Source organism: Tenuifilum thalassicum (assembly GCF_013265555.1).
Taxonomy (GTDB): Bacteria; Bacteroidota; Bacteroidia; order Bacteroidales; family Tenuifilaceae; genus Tenuifilum; species Tenuifilum thalassicum.
In genome coordinates, this window is the sequence record NZ_CP041345.1 from 1888688 (window position 1) to 1910121 (window position 21434).

Consider the following 21434-nt stretch of genomic DNA (forward strand, 5'->3'; position numbering starts at 1 on the left):
CACCTGTCAAAAAAAAGATGAGAATGAAGAAAATATTGATTGTATCAGAGGGAAATGCCTGTCGTTCAGCTATGGCAGAAGGTTGGTTTAGCTACTATTCAAGAGGGAGTGCTACAGTTAAAAGTGCTGGAATTAATCCTAAAGCACTCGATATGCGAGCCGCTCAAAGCATGATGGATGCGGTAATAGATATTACAAAGCATAAGCCTAAAAGTATAGATGAGTTCAAGAATGAAGAATTTGACATTGTTTTAGTTATGGATAAAAAATTAACAACCGATATTAGAACAACTATAAAACATAAAAACTTATATACTTATCATTTCAATCCTCCTTTAGTTTCAGATGACGAGAAGACCACGTTAAAAGCCTACGATGCTTTAAGAGATGATATTGAGAATTGGGCTTTTGATTTCATTCATGAACACATAAAAAAACTCTTTTAGTTATGACAAGGCAAGTAGAATTTAGGCTAAGAGCCTACCCACAAGGATTTCATCTGGTTACTGATGAAATCCTAAACAAATTACCAGAACTACCTGAATTCGGTTTACTACATCTATTTATAAAGCATACATCAGCTGCACTTACTATAAATGAGAATGCTGACCCAACAGTACGAACCGATTTCACGGCCTTTTTTAACCGCAACTACCCTATGGAGCCCTACTTTAAACACGACCTAGAAGGCAACGACGATATGCCTGCTCACATTAAAAGTTCCGTAATTGGAACTTCTATAATCATTCCAATAACAAATAAGCGCTTAAACCTTGGAACTTGGCAAGGAATCTATCTTTGTGAGTTCCGACATCATGGTGGAGAAAGAAAGATTGTTGCAACCATATTAGAATAACTTTAAATTACGATATTTCATTTTTTTGATTTTTTTACTTTAACTAATTAATTGAATTTTCTATTTTTGCTAAAAGGTTTAAAATATATAGCCACTTATTAATTACGATTTGTAACTAAAATGAATTTGAGTTTTATATACTACCTTCATAGTGTGGCGCAAAACGTGGGATTTTTAAAACGTTTTGGAGGCCTATAAGGATGAATGCAACAGATTTTCTAACTATTTCTAATATTTTCCTAAAAATTAATTATCGAATTAAAACAAAAAAACAACAATATGAGCAACAATAAACTACTACTCTTAGGAGACGAAGCCATAGCACAAGGAGCTATTGATGGTGGCTTATCTGGAGTTTATGCCTATCCAGGTACACCTTCAACCGAAATTATGGAATACGTTCAAGGCTCAAAGCAAGCGGCTGAGCTAAACATACACAGACAGTGGTCTGCAAATGAAAAAACCGCAATGGAAGCCGCGATTGGCATGTCCTATGCTGGCAAAAGGGCTATGGTCTGCTTTAAGCATGTAGGGCTTAACGTAGCAGCCGATGCTTTTATTAATGCTTCTATAACAGGTGTAAATGGCGGGCTTATAGTGGTTTCAGCCGACGACCCTTCAATGCACTCCTCCCAAAACGAGCAGGACTCTCGTTTTTACGGAAAATTTTCAATGATACCTATCCTTGAACCAGCAAATCAGCAAGAAGCTTATGATATGGCCTATTTTGGTTTTGAACTATCAGAAAGGCTCAACGTTCCCGTTCTGCTAAGAATAACAACTCGTTTAGCCCACTCCCGCTCTGGTGTTCAACGTAAAACCATAAAGCCCCAAAATGAGCTACGTTTACCTTCGGACCCTCGTCAGTTCGTTCTACTTCCATCAATTGCCCGTAAGAACTACAAAAAGCTTCTTGTTTCCCAAACTGCTATGGAGCTGGAAGCTGAAAAATCGGCCTTTAACGAGCTAATTGAAGGAACAGACAAGAGCATGGGGATAATCACAACGGGAATTGCCTACAACTACCTAATTGAAAACTACCCTGAGCATAAATGCCCCTACCCAGTATTAAAGATAGGTCAATATCCAATTCCTCGTAAACAGGTTGAAGAGCTTTACAACTCTTGCGATAAGTTACTAATACTAGAAGAGGGCTATCCAATTGTTGAAGAGATGCTTAAGGGCTACTTAAATGTTGGCAAACCTATTCTTGGTCGTTTAGACGGGACACTTCCCCGAGATGGCGAACTAAATCCCAACATTGTTGCAAAAGCCCTGGGAATGGAAGTTGTAGAAGGCCAACCAGTTCCAGATGTTGTTAAAAACAGGCCACCATCACTTTGTCAAGGCTGTGGACATAGGGATGTTTACGCCGACCTTAACGAAGCCCTTAAGGAGTATGGAACTGGTAGAGTGTTTTCAGATATTGGTTGCTATACGCTTGGTGCGCTTCCTCCATTTAATGCCATTAATTCATGTGTCGACATGGGAGCTTCAATCACTATGGCAAAAGGTGCTGCCGATGCTGGCCTTGTTCCTGCGGTTGCAGTTATTGGCGACTCAACATTTACCCATAGCGGTATGACAGGTTTACTTGATGCTGTTATTGAAAACTCACCCATTACTGTAATAATCTCCGACAATTCAACAACAGGAATGACTGGTGGTCAGCATTCATCTGCAACAGGACGTATTGTTGATATTTGTAAGGGCATAGGTGTTCATCCAGACCACATAAGAGTTGTTACCCCTTTGAGAAAGAACCACGAAGAAAACGTAAAAATCATCAAAGAGGAGCTGGCCTACAACGGAGTATCAGTAATTATACCACAACGCGAGTGTATTCAAACCTTTGCTCGTAGGAAAAAAGCTGAAAAGAAACAAGCAAATAAATAACCGATAAAGAATTAAAATCATGAAAAACGATATAATACTTGCAGGTGTTGGCGGACAAGGTATTCTTTCAATTGCTGCTGCAATTGGCCTTGCTGCAGTCAACAGCAACATGTACATTAAGCAAGCAGAAGTTCACGGTATGAGCCAACGTGGTGGCGATGTACAATCGCACCTTCGCATTTCAGACAAGCCTATAGCATCGGATTTAATTCCTGCTGGAAAGGCCGACATGATAATCTCCGTTGAACCAATGGAAGGTTTACGCTATCTACCCTTTCTTGGTGAAAATGGCTGGTTAGTTACAAATATCACCCCATTCAACAATATCCCCGATTATCCAGAAGCGGATGCCCTCATGGCAAAAATTAAGGAAGTAAAAAACCATATCGCCATTGATGCCGATGCTTTAGCTAAAGAAGCAGGTTCTTCGCGCGCATCGAATATTGTAATGCTTGGTGCAGCCTCGCTTTTCCTTGATATTCCTTTTGAAAAAATTGAAGAGGGCATTCGCCAGCTATTTGGCCGAAAAGGCGATGAGATTGTTGAGCTCAACCTAAAAGCCTTAAGAATGGGACGTGAATTCAGCGAGAAAAACCGATAACCAACCCAATAACCTAACCAAAAAGGCTGTCGTATTATTCGACAGCTTTTTTCATTTTACAAATGCTCTAAATAGCTTGTAAAAACCCTAAGCAACTCTTTTGAGCACTCCTCTGCTGGAGTCTTTTCGATATCAACTACTATTGCATTTTTAAGGCCCAAACGTTCTACAACTAGCATAAGGTTTTCACGACGAACGGTAAAGATTAGCGGATTTTGAGTGTTCTTTAAATGATGTTCTATCAGCTTAGCCCAAACATCGCCCCAAAGTTCAAGCCGTCCAACCTCATCGATTGCTAAAACTGTATCAACCTTAATATTTTTGTATTTTACGGTCATCTGCTCCACAAGCGCTGTATCAAACTCAAACGATTTGTTTGGCAATCCGCAAGCGGCAATCCGTTTACATAGTAGCATCTCTTCTTTCTCGGGAATGGTTTGAAGCAAATAACCATTGCGCAATGGCGGTTCTCCTATACCTTTTGCAATAAAGCCCTCTACCCTAACTGATTTATTTGCATTGAGCAGTTCAACAAGATTTTTTAAATATGATGTTTTCCCCTCTCCCAACCCACCTGTTAGTATAATAATTGGACGTATTCCATTCCAAACATTTTTTCTGATAGCCCCATGAATACCGTTAATCACACTTTTAGGAGTTTTTCCCACATCGCTAAATAGATTCAAATAAATAGGAAGGGCATTAAAGGCCATTGCCGTGGCATTATAAACCGGCTTAAAAAAGCCACGGTTAAATAGATTTTTTAAACCAGGGCGGGAAAGTTCAATGCCAATAACAGCAAGTGCAACAACAACAAATACCGCTCTGGTAAAAATGTATACCCCCTGCAAGAAAATTTCAGCATGTTGTGCTGTGAATACAGGAAGTATAAAGGAAAATATTAAAATCGGAACAATAAGAGTTAACTTTTTTAACATTTTGCGAGGTCTCTCATATAAATACAATACAGTAGCCACATAAGATGTTGCAATAAAAATATCAACCCATAATGAAAATTTCGAAGCCAATGACAGGAATGATATAAGAGCAAAGAGGTGGATAGCTAAAGCAAAAATATCTGTCACATTAAAATGTTTCACTTCACTATCAAACATTGTATACTCCAGGCTATTAAGTAAATCTGTATTACGGCGTTTGCCCGTATAATATCCTATTAAGGCGCCCACAACACCCAGAACTAGATATGCAAAAAGCAGAAAATATATTGCAATTACTGAACTGCTAATATCAAACCTACTAAATATCTCCTTAAAAAAATCTATAATACTCTGACCATAAACCATGTAAAGCCTAACAGCCTTAAAAAGCAAAACAGAGAGCAAGGCCAAGCCTCCTCCAAGGGCTAAACCAAATATATTAGCACCTAATAAAAACAATCCCACTTCAATTAAAATTCCTTCAAGCAGAATACCAAACATAGGAGAGAGAATTACTGCACTTGGCGATACTGATTTTAACAAGGCGCAAATTAAGGCAGCACGCAAAAAGAACCCTCGCTTAATATTGTTTGCTGCTATTGCAGAAACAGTTAAAACCCCTAAAAGAGCAAGCAGTGTTCCCGCAGCCATGGGCAACATTAAATTATGAAGTACCGAGCCAAATGTTATTTCTAACGCTCCCCATATGCTTCCAGCAACAACTGCTCTTTGCCATATTGGGCTTAAGCTATATGAATTTGATTTTTTATCCATTAACCTTTCTTGGATTTTGTACAATAATAAGGTAATCAATCCCTAAAACAAAAAGTAAAATGAACTCTCCGTCCTGAAAACCTAAAACCTTTAAAACAATGGTAAGCATTATTACCATCATCGTATATCGTCGATATTTATCGGACTTACTTAGTTTACCCCTGTTCCGTAAATAGTATATCAACCTATAAAATATGAATGGGGAGAATGAAAGGTAAAACATCCATACACCAACGCTATACGAAATCAACCTAACAATTCCTGATAGTATTATGATTCCTAAAGTAAAAAGAATTAATTTTCGCTCCGAAAACTTATTTTTAGCCATTCACAAAATTGGTATTAAAATTGAAGCCAAAACAAAAATTGATTTGATTTAAGCTATCTTTGATTATAATTGTTTTAATGCAAAAATAGATAAATATGTATAGAAATTTTCTACTCCTGCTTATTTTCGTATCGACAATCGCAGATGCACAAATCAAACGAAATGTTGAAATTACTTCCGATGAACTGCTTTACCATGTTAGCTTTTTAGCCTCCGACAGTTTGAAAGGAAGATTACCAGGCACTGTATACGATAAAATTGCAGCAAAATATATTCGCGATGAGTTTAAAAAGTATGGATTAAAGCAATTGGGCGATAAAGGCTACCAATTCTTTTCGTTCCGAAGATATAACCCTTTATTTGCGAAGCAAGCACATCTTGACATTAACGGAGAGCCATTGAGTTTTGGCAATGACTTTACAATTGAAATAAAGGATGGCCCCTACTCATTATGCAGCAATGGGGTATTTGTTGGTTTTGGCGACACAGAGTCCTATTACTCAAAAATCGACTTAAAAAAGAAATGGGCTGTTATTTACTATGAAACAAACACCCATTCGTATCAGTACTTGAATTGGAAACCCATCAATATGGCAGTTAAAAACGGTGCAGCAGGAATTATGCTTGTAAGCAAGGATACCCTATCCGATTACCTATTTGTCCAAGAGGATAGTTTACCCGAAATCCCTATATTTATTATAAAACCAAATGCATCAAAAAAATTACTTGCTGGAATTCATGTTGTTTTTGATTCAATACCCAACCTACTAAAAAGCAACCGTTTAACATCACAAGAATTAGGCATAAAAATTTGTGGAAAATCGGGGAAGGTATATAACAATATAGTAACCCAGAATGTAATAGGGATGATTCAAAGTTCAAATCCTGATTACAGGAATGAGTATATTGTAGTTGGCGCCCACTACGACCATCTCGGATTAGGAGAATATGGAGGAAGCAGAGCTCCAGCCCTAAATGAAATTCATAATGGGGCAGATGATAACGCATCGGGAGTTGTGTCGATGCTTGAAATTGCCCAAAAGTTGGCAAAAGAAAGAAAGAAGTTAAAACGCAATGTAATTTTCATTGCATTTGGAGCAGAAGAGCAGGGACTTATTGGTTCAAATAGGTTTGTTGAGTCGGGCATAATTCCTATTGAGAATATCAAAGCCATGGTAAACCTAGATATGGTTGGTCGGTTAAGAAACAACACCTTAGAGGTTCATGGTGATAAATCATCGTTAGAAGCCGATTCAATTCTAAACCTAATAAATTCCGACAGCCTTCTTAATCTAAGATTGGTACCTGAAGGGAGTGGTCCTTCGGACCATGCTACTTTCTATGCAAAAAAAATCCCTGTATTTTTTATCCATACCGGATTACATCCCGATTATCACAGTCCGAAAGACGATGTTGAATTCCTTAACATCAACGGAATGGAGAAAGTTTCAAAATACACCTACCGTTTAGTTCACAAACTTGCAACCATGGACAAACCGTTAACTTTTAGAAAATCAAGCAGCCGAGCGCTATCGTCTAGAAGAGCGCCCAAAATAAAAGTAAAATTTGGCATTATGCCCGATGTAAGTGGTTCTGGCGATGAAGGACTGAAAGTTCTAGGTGTAACCGACGAAAAACCCGCAGCAAAAGCTGGTATTGAAACAGGCGATTTTATTATCGCCATAAATGAGAAACCTATTCAGAACATATACGATTATACCGATGCCCTTTCTAAATTAAACCCTGGTGAAAAGGTTAAGGTAAAAATTAAAAGAGCCGATAATATTATTGAACTAACTGTTGAACTCTAACAAAACTGAAATATCATGAAGAAGTTTGGCGTTATTGTAATTGCTTTACTAGTAACCATTTCTGCAGCAATTTATCAACGATTAACTGGCCCCACTCATCCAAAGGCCTTCACCTACACGGTGGAAAATGAAACTTTTAAATCAAAAGTGCCAAGGAGTGGCGATACGGACAAGGACACAAGGGTTGTTCTTAACCTCCCCATTTCGGCTGTGGCTACTCTCTACTACAAAAAGTTTAGAGTTGAGGAAGAATTCACACCTATTACATTTTCACCAATTGATGAAAAAAAACAAGAAGCCTTTTTACCCAAAATGCCATCGGCCGCAAAATTAGAATACTACATAGAAATACTCGATGGAGGGGAAACCAAATACTTTTTCAAAGAAACCCCTATTATAATACGATACAAGGATCCTGTTCCGATATTTGTACTTATTCCGCACATCTTAATCATGTTCCTAGCCATGCTCTTCTCCAACCTGGCTGGAATTCAAGCATTAATAAGAGAGCCTAGGTTTAAACGGAACACACTTGTTACACTTATTTTGATGTTTTTAGGTGGACTTATTCTTGGCCCCATTGTTCAGAAGTTTGCTTTTGGAGAATTCTGGACTGGCTTCCCATTTGGTTTCGACTTAACCGATAATAAAACCTTAATTGCATTTTTAACCTGGCTTGTTGCTTACCTAATTAATAGAAAGCAAGACAGACCATCAATCGTTATATTTGCTGCTGTGGTTACACTTGTGGTTTTTTCAATTCCTCACAGTCTTTTTGGTTCAGAACTGAACTATGAGACAGGAAAAATTATGACAGGATTTATTCAAACAATGAATATTTTTTAGCCATACAACCATAATAAGAAAGGCCGTCAGTTTAATTGGCGGCCTTTCTTTATTTATCACTCGTTATTAGTTGTGATTATGCTCACATGGTTGACTGCATGGCTCTTTCTTTTCGCCTTCGCTGCAACATCCTGCCTTTTTAGTACTATCACTTTCAGCGCCAACTTTGGTAGAATCGCAGCAAGCATTGTCATCGGCCTTGCTCTTTTCGGCACAACACTCTTCGGTTTTCTCCTTTTTGCTATCTTTTGCATTTGTTCCACAAGAGGTAAGCGCCATGCTTCCAACAAATAAAATTGCCGAAACAAATAAAGTAATCTTCTTCATAAAAAATCTGTTTTTGGTTGATATTCTGCAAATAAAGCAATAATTGCTCAAATAGAAAAATTATATGTTCACTACAGGTTAAAATTGTAATTAATACCTATGCCAACCCATCTACCTGGTTGTGTAACATTGGCGATATCAACATACTCTTGGTCAAGTGCATTGGATGCATCCACAAACACATTGATATTCTTAAAGGAATAACCAGCCCTTAAATCTAATAGCCAAACATTGGGATATGGTGTTTGAATAGAGGTACTTGCATCAACATATTTTAGATATTCGCCATACCTTTCTTGATAGCGTAAGGTCCAATTTAAGTAAAAGCCTTTAGGGAAAGTGTGATATCCTGCTATGCTTAGATTATGTTTTAGGTTGTCTAAAACATAGTATGAATCAAGGTCTCCTTTAGGTTTTTCATTGTTAGCAAATGAGTATGATAAGGAAATTTTATTTGTAAAAAAGTTTAGGTTGGTGGTATTCACAGATAAATACACATTTGCACCCAGAGTATTCAGTTTGGTGTAATTTGTTGTAGTCCAAACCATCTCGGAAGGCGCCTTAACCCAGTCGATAATATCATTTCCTTCTCGGTAATAAAATGATAGCTCAGAGTGCACCAACTTATGATTAAACTTCACACCGCCCTCGTAAGTAGTAGCAAACTCGGCTTTAAGGTTAGGATTTCCCATGTTTGTAGGGCCTTGATAGTACAGATCAGTAAAAGTAGGTAACCTAAACGAACGATTTACTGAGGCAAATGGACGGAGCATACTTGTTAGCCCATATGATAAATCAACACCCCAAGTCCAGTTATTTCCAAATTTATTAGAATGGTAAAACTGCCCACCAGCCGAAATAGCAAACCCATTCAGATAAACAGCCTGTGAAGCGAATGCAATAAAACTATTTCGTGAATCGCCTTTGGTGTAGTATGCATCCTCGCCCCAAGCTTTCACTGAATCAACCAATTCTGAACCTAACTTATTACTCAAGATCTCCTCGCGGCGTAGCTCCACACCTAAATCGGTTTTACCCCAAGAGTAGATCCTATTTCCAGACATCTTAACGCCATAAACATCTGTTGCATGATAGTTATGCCCAGTATACCACGATGCAGGATTCTCTCTAAAAAGCTCAAATCTATCGGTATGTTTCCTGTAATATGTTGCAGCTTTTAAGGTAAAATACCCCATTTGCATATCATAGCCAAACGAACCAAGGAGCGCTTTTGTTGCCTCATACTGGTTAGGAAACTTAGGTGTATAAAAGCTATTTGCACCAAAACCTTTATCCTGGTATCCAGCAAACAGGTAGACTTCGCCATTTGACAACTTGTATGTTGAATGGGAGTAAAGATTTAATCTTTTAAAATCGGTATTATCAATATACCCATTACTCTTGTCGTAAGAAGCGGAGATAAATGTTTTAAAATTATTTTTTGAGATATTTTGAGATAGATTCGACTTTAATAGTCCATGCTCCGCTGCAAAAACAGATAGATTTCCATGGTTATCCCCATCAGGTTTTGTAATGATATTTATAGCACCAGCAAAAGCGCCAGGGCCGTACTCTCTCGCACCAGGGCCTTGAAGGATCTCGATACGTTCAATAGCATCAAGGTCAACAGGAATGTTTAGGTTGTGATGACCAGTTTGCGGATCGGTAACATTAATACCATTAAGCAACACAAGAACCTGGTCGAAAGTTCCACCTCGAAGGTTAATATCGGCCTGAACGCCATGCGTACCACGCTGCCTGATATCAATTGCTGCCACCTGCTCTAGCAGTTCTCCAAGCGAGGTGGCCTTACGTTGCCCCAACTCATCGCGGGACACTACACTTACTACCCTTGTCAGCTCCGAATAGGTACTCGCTTTCTTGCGAGCATTTACAACCACCTCTTCGATATCAACATTTTTGGAAACCGTAACGCTATCGGTTTGTGCAAATGTTGCCATTGGCATTGCCAATAAACAATACGATAATGGTAAGACTCCAATGTTTACAACGTTTCTGATACTTTCAAATACGCCGTACCCTTTATGCGACCACTTAGAAAATCGCATGGTTACACTTTTAAAGAAATTCTTCATTCTCATAACTAATTAATTTTTAAGGTTAAACAAAAAGGTTGAGCAATATGCTCAACCCCTGCAAAAATAAGTATTTATAAAGAATTGGTTAGTATTCGTTAATAAATCTTTTATCCGTCTTCGCCAGGCTTTATCTTTTATCCTTTATCCGTCTTCGCCGAACACAGTCCTTTAACCTTTAATTATCCTAATCCTCTTCTCCCAGTTCCAAGCTGTGAGCAACGCCTCTTCAAGTGTGTTTTGTGCTTTCCAGCCCAACTCCGACTGAGCCAGAGAAGTATCAGCCCAAACCTTTTCAATATCACCAGCCCTACGTCCGACAATTTCGTAGTTTAGCTTAACACCAGTAACCTTCTCGAAAGCCTTTACAATTTCCAGAACAGTTATACCTCTACCAGCGCCAACATTGAATACCTCATAGCTATTCCTACTCTTTCCCTCCATCATTCGCTTTAAAGCTAACACATGGGCACGGGCCAAATCAACCACGTGAAAATAATCGCGGATGGCTGTTCCATCGGGAGTATTGTAATCGTCGCCAAAAATTTGCAATTTTTCCCGAATACCTGCAGCTGTTTGTGTTATAAACGGAACAAGATTATCAGGTTTGCCAAGCGGTAATTCACCAATTTCAGCAGAAGGATGTGCTCCTATAGGATTGAAATACCTTAAAGCAATGGCGTAAATCCCCTCAGAAGCATTAACAGTATCCTGAATAATATCTTCCCCTACTCTTTTGGTATTCCCATAAGGCGACATTGCAGGCTTTCGTGGTGTTTGTTCAGTTACAGGAAGAACATCAGGCTGTCCATAAACAGTGCATGAACTTGAAAAAACCATATACCTGCCATTAAACTCTCTTAACATTTGCATCATGTTAATTGTGGAGAGCAGGTTATTACGATAATAATCCAACGGTTTTTCAACACTCTCACCTACAGCTTTTAAGGCAGCAAAATGTATAATTCCCTCAATATCTTTTTCATCGATAAAAAGTTGACGCATTCTAAGCACATCGGAGCAATCTGCTTCATATAATTTTGGTAGTACACCAGTTATTTTTTCAATTCCTTTAATTGAATCAGGTGTAGAATTACTAAAATTATCAACAATAACTACCTCAAAACCAACATCAATCAGTTCCACCACAGTATGTGAACCGATATATCCAGCACCTCCTGTTACTAAAATTTTACTCATTCCCTAAAATTTTTTCTCAAAAATAATATTTTTGCATAAAGATTAAAAAATGCAAACAATGAATAGTGAATTAAACAATCGCCCTCAAACAACCGATGAAATCGATTTGCTTGAACTATTTGGCAAAATGTGGCAGGGTTTTAAAAATGGTGTAAACTGGCTTATCAACCTTATTCTAAAGTTCTTTCTGCTTCTTATTCGTAAATCGCTTTGGATAATATCGTTTGGAATTATTGGGCTAATAGTAGGTTATGTCTTGTATATCAACACAAAGCGATTTTATTCATCTGAAATGACAGCCATATCAAATTCTGTTGATAATGCATATATTGTTAACTCAATAAATTTACTAAACGACCTTTTTAAAGAAAAAAACTACCCTATTGCTGCCAATTACTTAGATATCGATACTGCAAAAGCAAAACAGATAAAATCAATTGAGGCTTTCTATGCATTAGATTACAACAAAGACGGTATTCCCGACCTTATTGACTACGACAAAACGTATAATCCAAAGGATACTTCTATTAAAAGGATGGAAGACTTTTTTGTAATTAGGCTTGAAGTTTTTAACGAAAGAGTTTTTACCAGTGCTCGCGATGGGATTATAAACTACATAAATAGGAATAAGTTTATAACTGAAAACAATGAGGAGAGATTACGACAAAACAGTGCCCTTATTGAGAGTTTAAAATCTGAAATCAAAAAACTTGACAGCCTTCAAAAGGTAGAATATTTTGAGTTACCAATGATGCAAAAAGTAAACTCAAACCAAATGGTTGTATTAAACGAAAAGGATAGAAAACTTTACCATAACGATAAGTTAAGATTGGAAGAAAAACTTTTGAAAATAGAAAAAGATATGACAATTAACAGGGAACCAATAACAATAGTTCAAGATTTCACCCCTCTTTCAAAGGCAGAAAATCCTTATTCTAAATACGCAAAGAATTTTGGACTGCTTTTTGCCATTTTAGGCTTTATTTTATCTATAATTTGGCAGTACAAAAGGAAAATATTTGACCTCATTGTTAAGAAACATTACTAAACCGAAAATATATTAAACTAAAAAGCCAGGATGAATCCTGGCTTTTTTATTTTTCCTTAATTATAAAATGGTTGTTCATCTAAAAAAATATTAATTCAAAACATATTAGATATAAGTAATTACAATTTTCCGTTTGCCTAATACACTAAGAATCAATCGAAGCAATTTTTGCTTCTGATTTTGATGAAAGGAATAGTAGAAAAAACACGAAGAATATTACCCCAAAAACCCTCTCAAGAACCGATTCAAACATAAAGTTTACTGAGATTATTATTAGAAAAAGGAATAAAACCATATCCCTTTTTCGATAGGCTAGCCAAAATGCATATCCAAGAATAGAAAGCAAGATACCCAGACCAATTAGACCAACACTAACTAGGGTCTGAATATATTGGTTATGAGCATTTAGTTGTACATCCCTCGCATATTTTATATTATTTTTATCATAAACAGCCACCAACTCTTTTTTTACATCCCCAATACCTGTCCCAAACAATAAACTATTATCATCAAACACCTTAGGAAAAACTCTCCAAATTTCAAATCGAACCAATCCTTGCTTTGCTATTTCATCGTCAACTCGACTTCCATTTAAATATTTAGCAACATTATTAATGCTAAAGCTTAATCGGTAATTATTTTGAATTAGGAAAGCACCCAATACAATAAAAATCGCAAAAAAAGTTGAAATAACTATCTTCCCCTTTCGTTTTAAAACCCATACTAAAAGCAAAAATGAAATTATTATTGATAAAACAATACCAACCTTTGAAGAAGTAAAATATGCTACTACAAGTAAGTATAACCAAAACAGGTAAAAGTAAACTTTAACCTTTAATCTAGATAAATGTTTAATTTTCTCTGCAATAAATACAATGCCAAGAGCCAAATACATGGAATAATAGGTTGGATGATGAGGAGAAACAAACCTTTCATAGAAAAAATAGTTCTCCCATGGTACACCAACTGGGTTAGGTTTAAAGAAGATTCCTACCGGTGTTATTAAAGTTGAATTTACAAATGCACGTGCTATAAAAAAAAGTGAACTAACCAGGATACCAAATAGGAAAGAATTCTTTACTAGACTGCTTTTATTTCCTGGCTTTCTGGCAATTGGAATTAATACCAAAGGCAAAAACACCATAGATATTTTTTGAAAGATATCATTCAAACCATATCTCAAATTAGATGAATAGGTTAAACTAAAGGCATAGAATAACCAAAGCAAAACAACACCTAATGCTAATCTATTTTTAAAAATATCTTTAAAACCTCCATCCTTAACTAGCATGTAAATAGAAAATGCAATTGATGCACCAAGAACATATAGAGTATACCTGTAGTTTAAAGGAACTGTTAAGGCCAGAAATGCTATTAGGTAAGGATACAAACTATTAATTATTCCATTAACTTTCTCTTTCATCTTAACACCTCATCAAACAATTTCAAATAGTTTCTAGCACCACTCTCAACCGTGTATTTTTTTTCAAAGGCAAGCCTTGCGTTTTTACCCATTCTAACTCTTAACTCTGGATCTGCCTTAAGCAACTTTATACTTGAGAGAAGAGAATCAACATCACCAGGTTCAACGACTAAGCCACATTCCGATTCCAAAACGATTTGAGCAATTTCTGAGTCTTTTGGGGCAATTGCCAATACTGGAATTCCCGCAGCCATTATCCCAAAAATCTTGCTTGGCACTCCCATCCCCAAGGCTTCATTTCTTAAAGTTACCAAGCCACAGTGACATGCAGTTACTGAATATGAATACTCCTCATTGCTCAAAAATGGAAGAAATAATGTGTTTGCAGCTGATGAACCAATTTCCGATACTAATTCTTTTTTACGAATTCCATCGCCTATAAAAACATATTTTACCCCATCGGGTCCCTTTGCAACTGCTCTTCCAACAGTCTCCAAGTCGTTCCAAAAACCCATATTACCAGAGAATTGAACCACGAAATCATCTTTTAATCCATATTTTAGAACAAATGGATTATTCTCGAACTCTATTGGGGAGATCTGTTTTTCATCTTGCCATAACGGGATAACTATAAGTCGTTCAGGCGGTAAACCAGGCACTTCATCTTTTACCCAACTAGCCATGTCCCTACCTATGGAAACAATCCGCTCTGTACTATTTAATGCTTTCCTGTGTAGAACCTTCCATATTCTGATAAATGGATTTCTCAAAGAAGCTTTACCTAACCGCACTAACCCATCAGGAAAAATATCCATTAAGATATATACTACTTTTCGCTTTTTTACTCTAGCTAAAGCAATTACAAGAATCGCAAGAAAAGGCGGAGTAGTGTGAACTATAATCAAATCCTTAGACCTACTAAAAATTAGCTTAAAGATTACACTTAATGAAAATGACAAGACATTTATAATTCGTCCATACAGATTATTTTTACTAAAATTAGTAGAGGTTAAGTAATTAACTTCTATCCCTTTGTAATTAAGATGTCTTGGCTGTCGTTTTCTGGTTGTATAAGATGGTTGAGCACACCAAACATCGAGTTTATAAACATTTGTTTCGGCAATTCGCACAAAGAGCTTTGTAAACAAATTCGATACAGCAACCTGATCGGGATAAAATACTTGTGAAATAAGAAGTATGTTCATTGGGTTTTGACTCATGCAAAAAGTTGTAATATATTATTAGTAAAAACCATGTTTGAATATCTTGATTTATAAACACTTAGTAATCGTTCCCCAAGCGCAACCTTGTTCTCATAAGTTGAAAACATCAATATTTTCTCTGCAAGCATTATGGGATTATGTGGTTTACACAGAAATGGATAACCTTCTCCTAGCATATCTGGAATATCACCAACTTCGGTTGCAATAATAGGAATACCCAACGACATAGCCTCTAGTATTACAAGCGGTTGCCCTTCATTCCACGATGGGAGTATTAAGCAATCGGCTTGCATTAGAATCTCAATGATCTTTTCCCTTTCCGGACTAATAACAAAATCAACATTGGCGGATTTAGATACGCTATTGTAAAACTCTCTATCGTAAACATTACCCGCAATTGTTAAACGAAAGCCACTAAGACGTTTATCGTTGAAGGCTTCTACTAGGTCGCCTAACCCTTTTGTTTTGATAATATTTGAGATACAGACAAAATTTCCCTTAAAATTTGTTGCCTTACTTCTTTGAACCCCCTCTAATAAAGATGTATTGGGAATAACAACTGTTTTTATCTTGGGGTTAATATCTAGTAAATCATTTTCAAATTTCTTACTAAGCAAAACAATCCTACAAAAAAATTTAAGGTTAAACCTTAAAATGTATCTGTTAATAAATGTACTAGTAGCCCATTCACGAATATCACCCCTGTGAATATGCCCAATAATCTTTGAACGATACGAAAAGGTTTTTACAATCAAACAGGATAACAAAAGCCTTAACTCACCAGCAAAGGATAATGGCACATTCAGGTAAACATACCTTGTTTTTGAGCTCAACAAGTACTTTAGCAGCCTTAAATGAGAGCCAAAAAGATATTTGGCAATACGGACAAAACCTTTATAACTCCATGCCGACTCATCAATTACTTGAACAAGCTTACCATTCTCTGCCAAAATATCGTGTACCATAGCATTCACCATGCTAATGCCAGTATGAGTAGCAGGGGGAAAATCGCCAACAATTAACACATCTATCTTTTTCAAAACGATTTCGATTTTAAAAAGTAGATCACATGGTTCAGTGGCCAATCGCATTCAAAATGACGTCGGTTTATCACACGGCCATCAAACGAAAAGTAGTGGCGATAATTATCCTGACTATAAACAAAAGGGAAAGTTTTGCAGGCTATATCAACACCAATGGCACTTATGTATTTTAGCTGGCCAAAAGGAAATGCAAAATGTTTCACTTCAGCCCCCAACTGCTCTTCAATACGGAATTTGCTCCCTTCAATTTGCTTCCTTAGAAAGTTTGTATTTTCTGAATCAAGTGAAAGATGGTCAAGCGTATGTGCACCTATTACATGCCCTTGGTTGGCTAACGTTTTTATCATTTCCCAGGTCATGGGATTTTTATCAGTTAAAACTATATTTTTCTTAAAATGCTTGCGGTATTCTAGGTCTCCATCAATAAAATTAGGATTGATAAAGAATGCTGCCTTAAGATCCCAAGAATCCAAAACAGGTTTAATTTTAGTAAAACATTCCTCAAAACCATCGTCCCAAGTAAAAGCAACCAAGCATTTGTTACGCGGAATATTTTTATTTACGATAAGATTTGCAGCATCTTCAAAATTTATAAACTCAACCCCTTTTTTTTGTAATCCTTCAAGCAGATGTTGAAATATTTCAGGATTTGCATTAGGATTTAAACTCAAAAAGTGTCCATTAAGAATATGAACTCCTTTTTTAGGTACAGTATTAATAGATAGAATATCCAACAAGCGATTTCTCAGAAATTTTCTGGTTTTAAAAATGATACTATTCATATTGTATCAATCTATTCAAAACATCAATAATTTTTCTTGACTGCATCTCAGGTAAATACCCCATTTCATTAATCACTTTTATACACTCATTAGCAATTCTCTTTTTATCGGAAATTATTTTTTCAGCCCATTCATCAATTCTTTTAGCCAGGCTATCATAATTGTCATGTTGAAAAAAATCGCCATTAATTCCAGGTTTTAAAAGCTCAATTTCAGGGGAATGCAAATCCATTCGGTCAGTTGTGATAACAGGCAACCCATACGAAAAGGCATGTAAAATAGACAACCCAATACCGCTTGGAAAAACAAAAATATCTGCATTTTGGAAAAACTCTACAACCTCAGCACCATATTTTGGACCTACAAATTCGATATCTTCGGAAATTCCTAGGCTTTTTGAAAGTTTCTTTAGATTAAAAGTATCTCCGTCACCAATAACTAAACATTTGATTTTGTGTTTCCCTATTTTTTTAAGCTCTTTAATAGCATGCAAAAGAATCTCAATTCGCCTTTTCTGGTTGATTCTACCTGAGAACAATAAAGTTATTTGATGTTTACCATTATTATCATCTTTTCTCGGATAATTAAAACCATAATCTTCAGTGCAAATTGCATTTCCAATAGATAAAACTTTAGAACTCTTCACGCCTAGTTTTAAAAGATTATCAACACCCTTGCCGCTATAAGCAAAAACAAAATCGGACTTTCGATAAAACCAAGCCCTAATGCTTTTCCCAAGTTTACCTTGGCGTCCAAACCCTCCATGCGACCACCAAACAAACTTAATATGTTTAAGCTTAGCATATAAAAAAATTGCTAAAGTATGCAGATGATGAAAATCGACTCCCGAACACACTATTATACTAGGATTAAAAACCCTAATACGATTCAATGCGTTTTTTAGATAATAAAATCGATGTCCAAGCAGTTTAAACGATAAGTATTGACAAATGAAGGAACCATCAATTTCTGCAGGTTTTACTCCTTCGTATTCGTTTCCCGCCAGAATAGAAGATGAAAAATTATTGTTTTCAAGTATTAACTTAAAAGTATCTCGACGATAATGAGCAATGATAGGCTCAACAAAAAGCACTCTATTATTTTTACTCATTAGTTCTCTTAATAAGTATTACCAGAAGAACTAGCATTGATATGTTAGCTACCACTTCAATTAAGCTATACATCAAAATAAATTTCTCAAATGGTAAGCTAGAAAGAAGTGGTAAGACAAGAATTAACCCAAAATAAAAAATTTGCCAAATACTCTGCCAAACAATTCGATTTAAAGCAACAAAAAGTGATGTAAAAGAAGAGGTAATAAAATTCAAGGCAAAAGGAAAAACCAGAAATTTAGCTAAGGCGCCAGATACTATCCATTTCTCACCAAAAACAAATGAGAACAATGTCTCGGACCATAATAAAATAACACCAATCTCAAAAATTGAGATAAGAACTACAATTCCAACTAAAGGTTTAATCTCTTTAAAATAGCTTTTGTTTTCCCTATAGCATTCCGATGTTTTATTAAGTACCACACTTGAAAACGAAGATGCAATGAGCGCTAATGGTACAGATAAAATAAGTTTAGTAAGATCGAAATAACCTGCAAACTCTGCTGAATAATATCTGTTTATAAAAACAACAGGAAGCATAAAGCAAACAGTACTCATCAAAGCAGGTAAAAGGCTAAATTTTGGGAAATCAATATATCTTTTAAGTAAACTTCTAAAATCAGTAGAACTAATTTTAGCTAAACTGTAACCACTTTTAAAAGATTGGTAACCCGATACTATTCCGTTTGCAACTTGTCCTATAATATCACCAAAAATAAGACCACCCGGTTGTTTAACAACCGCAAGTACAGATTGACTAATCCCTTCAACTGAGCGCCGGCTTAACTTATTTATGCTTATCGCTTTAAACCTCTTTTTTCTAATTAACCAAAAGTTGAAAATTTGAAAGATGCTAAGAAGAAAAGTACCTGCTGGTATTAGGTAAAGAATATACCTCCGATTGTAAGGCAAACTTAATAGATTTAATAATTGAGAGCTAAAAATCAGAACAAGACTCAGAACAAGTAGGTTAAAACCAATGCTTATAAGAATTGAAATGTTTACTAGCGAAACAGCATCATCATCATCTTTAGGCAAAACAATTGTTTGTTCATACCTAAAACTTGAAATTACAAGAAGAATTCCAATTATACTAACATATACCGAGTAGAAACCAAACTCATCGGGTTCAAAGTATCGCCTTAAGAATGGTTGTAATAAAATAGGAATAGATTGCGCAATAAGAGTTCCGCTAACAAGAACTGAAGCATTCTTAATTATCTCGGTGCGTTGAATGTATTTAAAAACTTTTTTAACCAACTACTCAGAATTAAAAGGGAAAAGTTTATCTATTCTTCTAACCAAGCTATAAAGGAAAACTAGAGTAATAAAGTACACTGGAATCTTCATAAAATCCCACTCCCTGTAAACCAAAATAAGTAGAAAGATAATCACATTAACAACAATCAAAGCGATATCGAGCTTTTCATGACTACTACCAGCCAAAACAAATCTTTGATATGCGTGTTTCCTATGGGGCCTGCTTAACTGCTCACGATTTCGCCAACGGCGGAAAAGAGTTAGTGATGCATCGAACCAAAATGGTGCAGTAATCATCATCCAGTTAAAAATTGAAAAATCGAGGGTGTTGTGGTAATGGATACCTAGAACAACTAAGATAAATCCAATTTGGGTGCTCCCCACATCTCCCATGAATATTTTGGCTTTAGGCCAATTCCAATATAAAAACCCGAGAACAGACGAAGCCAAAAGTAAAAGTTCTAAACTACCAGTAAAGATATAGAGCACCAATCCTACCAAGATTGCTTCTATCGAAGCAAAGCCATCAGCCCCATCCATAAAGTTAAATAGGTTAATAAACCAAACCATTCCAACAATAGCAATAGGGTATACAATAAATGGAACGGTTAATATATCTATCCCAAATGTTATGGGCTTTCTTAAGCCCCCCAAAAAATAAAAGGCTAAAATGACAACAATAAATTGTATAATCAGCCTTGTAATGGGCTTAACCTCAACAATATCATCAACTAAACCAACAACTGCTAATATGGCTCCACTCATTAAAGCTGGATACAGATTATCATCAATAACGCCTTTAATGTAAAAAAATGTAATTCCAATATACCATACAATAATAATTGCAAGCCCTCCTGCTCTTGGTGTAGACGTAGAGTGTAAGCCTCGCTCACTTGGTTCATTTACTATTCTGTATCTGCTCGCCAACTTTTTAACAAGATAAGTTAGCAATATGGTGGAAAAGCACGCTAATAATACCAGCAACGAAATATTTAAACTACTTATAATCATTAAGGAACCAACTAACAGTTTCATTAATACCTTGCTTTGCGCTATAGGGGGGAGTAAATCCCAAACTTCGCCGAGTTAACTCATTGTTTACCACAGCACTTTCGTAAAGACGTTTGTAGATAAATGGAAAAATAAACTTGACCATTTTTAATATTAAAACTCCAGGATTAAATAGGATTACTTTTTTTTGCAAAGCATCTGCAATAGAAGTAACAAGTTCTCCTATTGAAACTGGTTCAGAATCCTGAGACAAAAAAACACCGTTCCTTCTTGCATCTATAATCCTATCAATTAACGCCGACAGATTCCCAACATAAGTTACACTCCGATAAGACTTTACATTCTTAAATGGCAAAATGGGAAATAATTTCACCAACTTTATCAACCCCAACATATTAGCCTTGACACCTTTACCATAAACTAGCGGAGTTCGAATAATTGAAACTATAAAACTATCATCAGTAAGTTTTAAAAGCTCTTGCTCAGCGAGAAATTTTGATTTACCATAAGCATCAGTAGGATTACAAGTTGTTTCCTCAGTCCACGGCTTGTCTAGAGAGCTAATATCGCCATAAACTTTAGTTGTGCTTAAAAAAATGAACTGCTTAACACCATCTTGTTTTGCTTTCTTAGCAACTCTTACGGGTAATTCTGTATTCACTTTTATGTATTCATCAATTCCAATTTTTTTGGTCTGATGCACAATGGCAGCTAAGTGTATTATTACATCATAATTAGAATAATCAAACTCATTTGGAACCAGATTAATGGAATCAACCTCGGTAATATTTTCAAACTTGCTAAATTGGATAAAATTTCTTCCAATAAAACTATTTTTCCCAATAATGAGTATACGCAT

At 36.1% G+C, this 21434-nt stretch carries 20 protein-coding genes; 7 read left to right on the forward strand and 13 right to left on the reverse strand.

Translation table 11 applies throughout. The features are described from left to right. Positions 1-23: 23 nt before the first annotated feature. The 4 genes from FHG85_RS07990 (at position 24) to FHG85_RS08005 (ending at position 3353) form a co-directional block, all read left to right on the forward strand. Entirely contained in the window at positions 24-446 is a 423-nt protein-coding gene (locus FHG85_RS07990; protein ID WP_173074722.1) for an arsenate-mycothiol transferase ArsC, read from the forward strand. A 2-nt stretch (positions 447-448) separates the two neighbouring features. Beyond that, positions 449-856, forward strand: coding sequence for a secondary thiamine-phosphate synthase enzyme YjbQ (locus FHG85_RS07995; protein WP_173074724.1), 408 nt, complete (start codon positions 449-451; stop codon positions 854-856). 279 nt (positions 857-1135) lie between these two features. Then, positions 1136-2752: a thiamine pyrophosphate-dependent enzyme gene (locus tag FHG85_RS08000; RefSeq protein ID WP_173074727.1), complete on the forward strand. Its 1617-nt coding sequence runs from the start codon at positions 1136-1138 to the stop codon at positions 2750-2752. A gap of 19 nt (positions 2753-2771) precedes the next feature. Next, a complete protein-coding gene (locus FHG85_RS08005) occupies positions 2772-3353 on the forward strand; it encodes an indolepyruvate oxidoreductase subunit beta (protein ID WP_173074729.1) in 582 nt (193 codons plus the stop codon). A 56-nt stretch (positions 3354-3409) separates the two neighbouring features. Here the strand turns inward: FHG85_RS08005 and FHG85_RS08010 are convergent, their stop codons facing one another. Together FHG85_RS08010 and FHG85_RS08015 are read right to left on the reverse strand one after the other, a co-directional pair. Continuing rightward, positions 3410-5065: a nucleoside-triphosphatase gene (locus FHG85_RS08010; RefSeq protein ID WP_173074731.1), complete on the reverse strand. Its 1656-nt coding sequence runs from the start codon at positions 5063-5065 to the stop codon at positions 3410-3412. Continuing rightward, the gene (locus FHG85_RS08015; RefSeq protein ID WP_173074733.1) at positions 5058-5393 is read right to left on the reverse strand and encodes a hypothetical protein; all 336 of its coding nucleotides are present in this window, start codon (positions 5391-5393) and stop codon (positions 5058-5060) included. The genes FHG85_RS08010 and FHG85_RS08015 overlap by 8 nt, the downstream gene beginning before the upstream one ends. A gap of 95 nt (positions 5394-5488) precedes the next feature. Between FHG85_RS08015 and FHG85_RS08020 the strand changes: the two genes are divergently transcribed. Both FHG85_RS08020 and FHG85_RS08025 read left to right on the forward strand, forming a co-directional pair. After that, positions 5489-7204 carry a M20/M25/M40 family metallo-hydrolase gene (locus FHG85_RS08020; protein WP_173074735.1) on the forward strand — a complete coding sequence of 572 codons (1716 nt, stop codon included), beginning with the start codon at positions 5489-5491 and terminating at the stop codon, positions 7202-7204. A 15-nt stretch (positions 7205-7219) separates the two neighbouring features. After that, positions 7220-8050, forward strand: a complete 831-nt coding sequence (locus tag FHG85_RS08025) for a hypothetical protein (RefSeq protein WP_173074737.1) — start codon at positions 7220-7222, stop codon at positions 8048-8050. 66 nt (positions 8051-8116) lie between these two features. Here the strand turns inward: FHG85_RS08025 and FHG85_RS08030 are convergent, their stop codons facing one another. From FHG85_RS08030 to galE, 3 genes are all read right to left on the reverse strand, one after another. Continuing rightward, positions 8117-8377 (reverse strand): hypothetical protein, encoded by a 261-nt coding sequence (locus tag FHG85_RS08030; protein WP_173074739.1) that lies wholly within the window; start codon positions 8375-8377, stop codon positions 8117-8119. Positions 8378-8448: 71 nt separating this feature from the next. Then, positions 8449-10479, reverse strand: coding sequence for a TonB-dependent receptor (locus FHG85_RS08035; protein WP_173074741.1), 2031 nt, complete (start codon positions 10477-10479; stop codon positions 8449-8451). Positions 10480-10644: 165 nt separating this feature from the next. Continuing rightward, positions 10645-11673, reverse strand: a complete 1029-nt coding sequence (gene galE, locus FHG85_RS08040) for a UDP-glucose 4-epimerase GalE (RefSeq protein WP_173074744.1) — start codon at positions 11671-11673, stop codon at positions 10645-10647. A gap of 58 nt (positions 11674-11731) precedes the next feature. Between galE and FHG85_RS08045 the strand changes: the two genes are divergently transcribed. Then, entirely contained in the window at positions 11732-12721 is a 990-nt protein-coding gene (locus FHG85_RS08045) for a hypothetical protein (protein ID WP_173074746.1), read from the forward strand. A 145-nt stretch (positions 12722-12866) separates the two neighbouring features. Here FHG85_RS08045 and FHG85_RS08050 read toward each other — a convergent pair whose 3' ends face one another. The 8 genes from FHG85_RS08050 to FHG85_RS08085 are packed head-to-tail and all read right to left on the reverse strand — an operon-like array spanning position 12867 to position 21434. After that, positions 12867-14144, reverse strand: a complete 1278-nt coding sequence (locus FHG85_RS08050) for an O-antigen ligase family protein (RefSeq protein ID WP_173074748.1) — start codon at positions 14142-14144, stop codon at positions 12867-12869. Further along, the gene (locus tag FHG85_RS08055) at positions 14141-15349 is read right to left on the reverse strand and encodes a glycosyltransferase family 4 protein (RefSeq protein WP_173074750.1); all 1209 of its coding nucleotides are present in this window, start codon (positions 15347-15349) and stop codon (positions 14141-14143) included. The genes FHG85_RS08050 and FHG85_RS08055 overlap by 4 nt, the downstream gene beginning before the upstream one ends. Positions 15350-15360: 11 nt before the next feature. After that, positions 15361-16407 carry a glycosyltransferase family 4 protein gene (locus FHG85_RS08060; RefSeq protein ID WP_173074752.1) on the reverse strand — a complete coding sequence of 349 codons (1047 nt, stop codon included), beginning with the start codon at positions 16405-16407 and terminating at the stop codon, positions 15361-15363. Beyond that, positions 16404-17192, reverse strand: coding sequence for a polysaccharide deacetylase family protein (locus tag FHG85_RS08065; protein WP_173074755.1), 789 nt, complete (start codon positions 17190-17192; stop codon positions 16404-16406). Before FHG85_RS08065 ends, FHG85_RS08060 begins: the two co-directional genes overlap by 4 nt. Further along, positions 17185-18303 (reverse strand): glycosyltransferase family 4 protein, encoded by a 1119-nt coding sequence (locus FHG85_RS08070; RefSeq protein ID WP_173074757.1) that lies wholly within the window; start codon positions 18301-18303, stop codon positions 17185-17187. Before FHG85_RS08070 ends, FHG85_RS08065 begins: the two co-directional genes overlap by 8 nt. Continuing rightward, the gene (locus tag FHG85_RS08075) at positions 18296-19564 is read right to left on the reverse strand and encodes a lipopolysaccharide biosynthesis protein (protein WP_173074759.1); all 1269 of its coding nucleotides are present in this window, start codon (positions 19562-19564) and stop codon (positions 18296-18298) included. Before FHG85_RS08075 ends, FHG85_RS08070 begins: the two co-directional genes overlap by 8 nt. After that, on the reverse strand, positions 19565-20599 hold the full coding sequence (locus FHG85_RS08080) for an MraY family glycosyltransferase (RefSeq protein ID WP_173074761.1): 1035 nt from the start codon (positions 20597-20599) through the stop codon (positions 19565-19567). It lies immediately after the preceding gene. Then, entirely contained in the window at positions 20562-21434 is an 873-nt protein-coding gene (locus FHG85_RS08085; protein WP_173074763.1) for an NAD-dependent epimerase/dehydratase family protein, read from the reverse strand. The genes FHG85_RS08080 and FHG85_RS08085 overlap by 38 nt, the downstream gene beginning before the upstream one ends.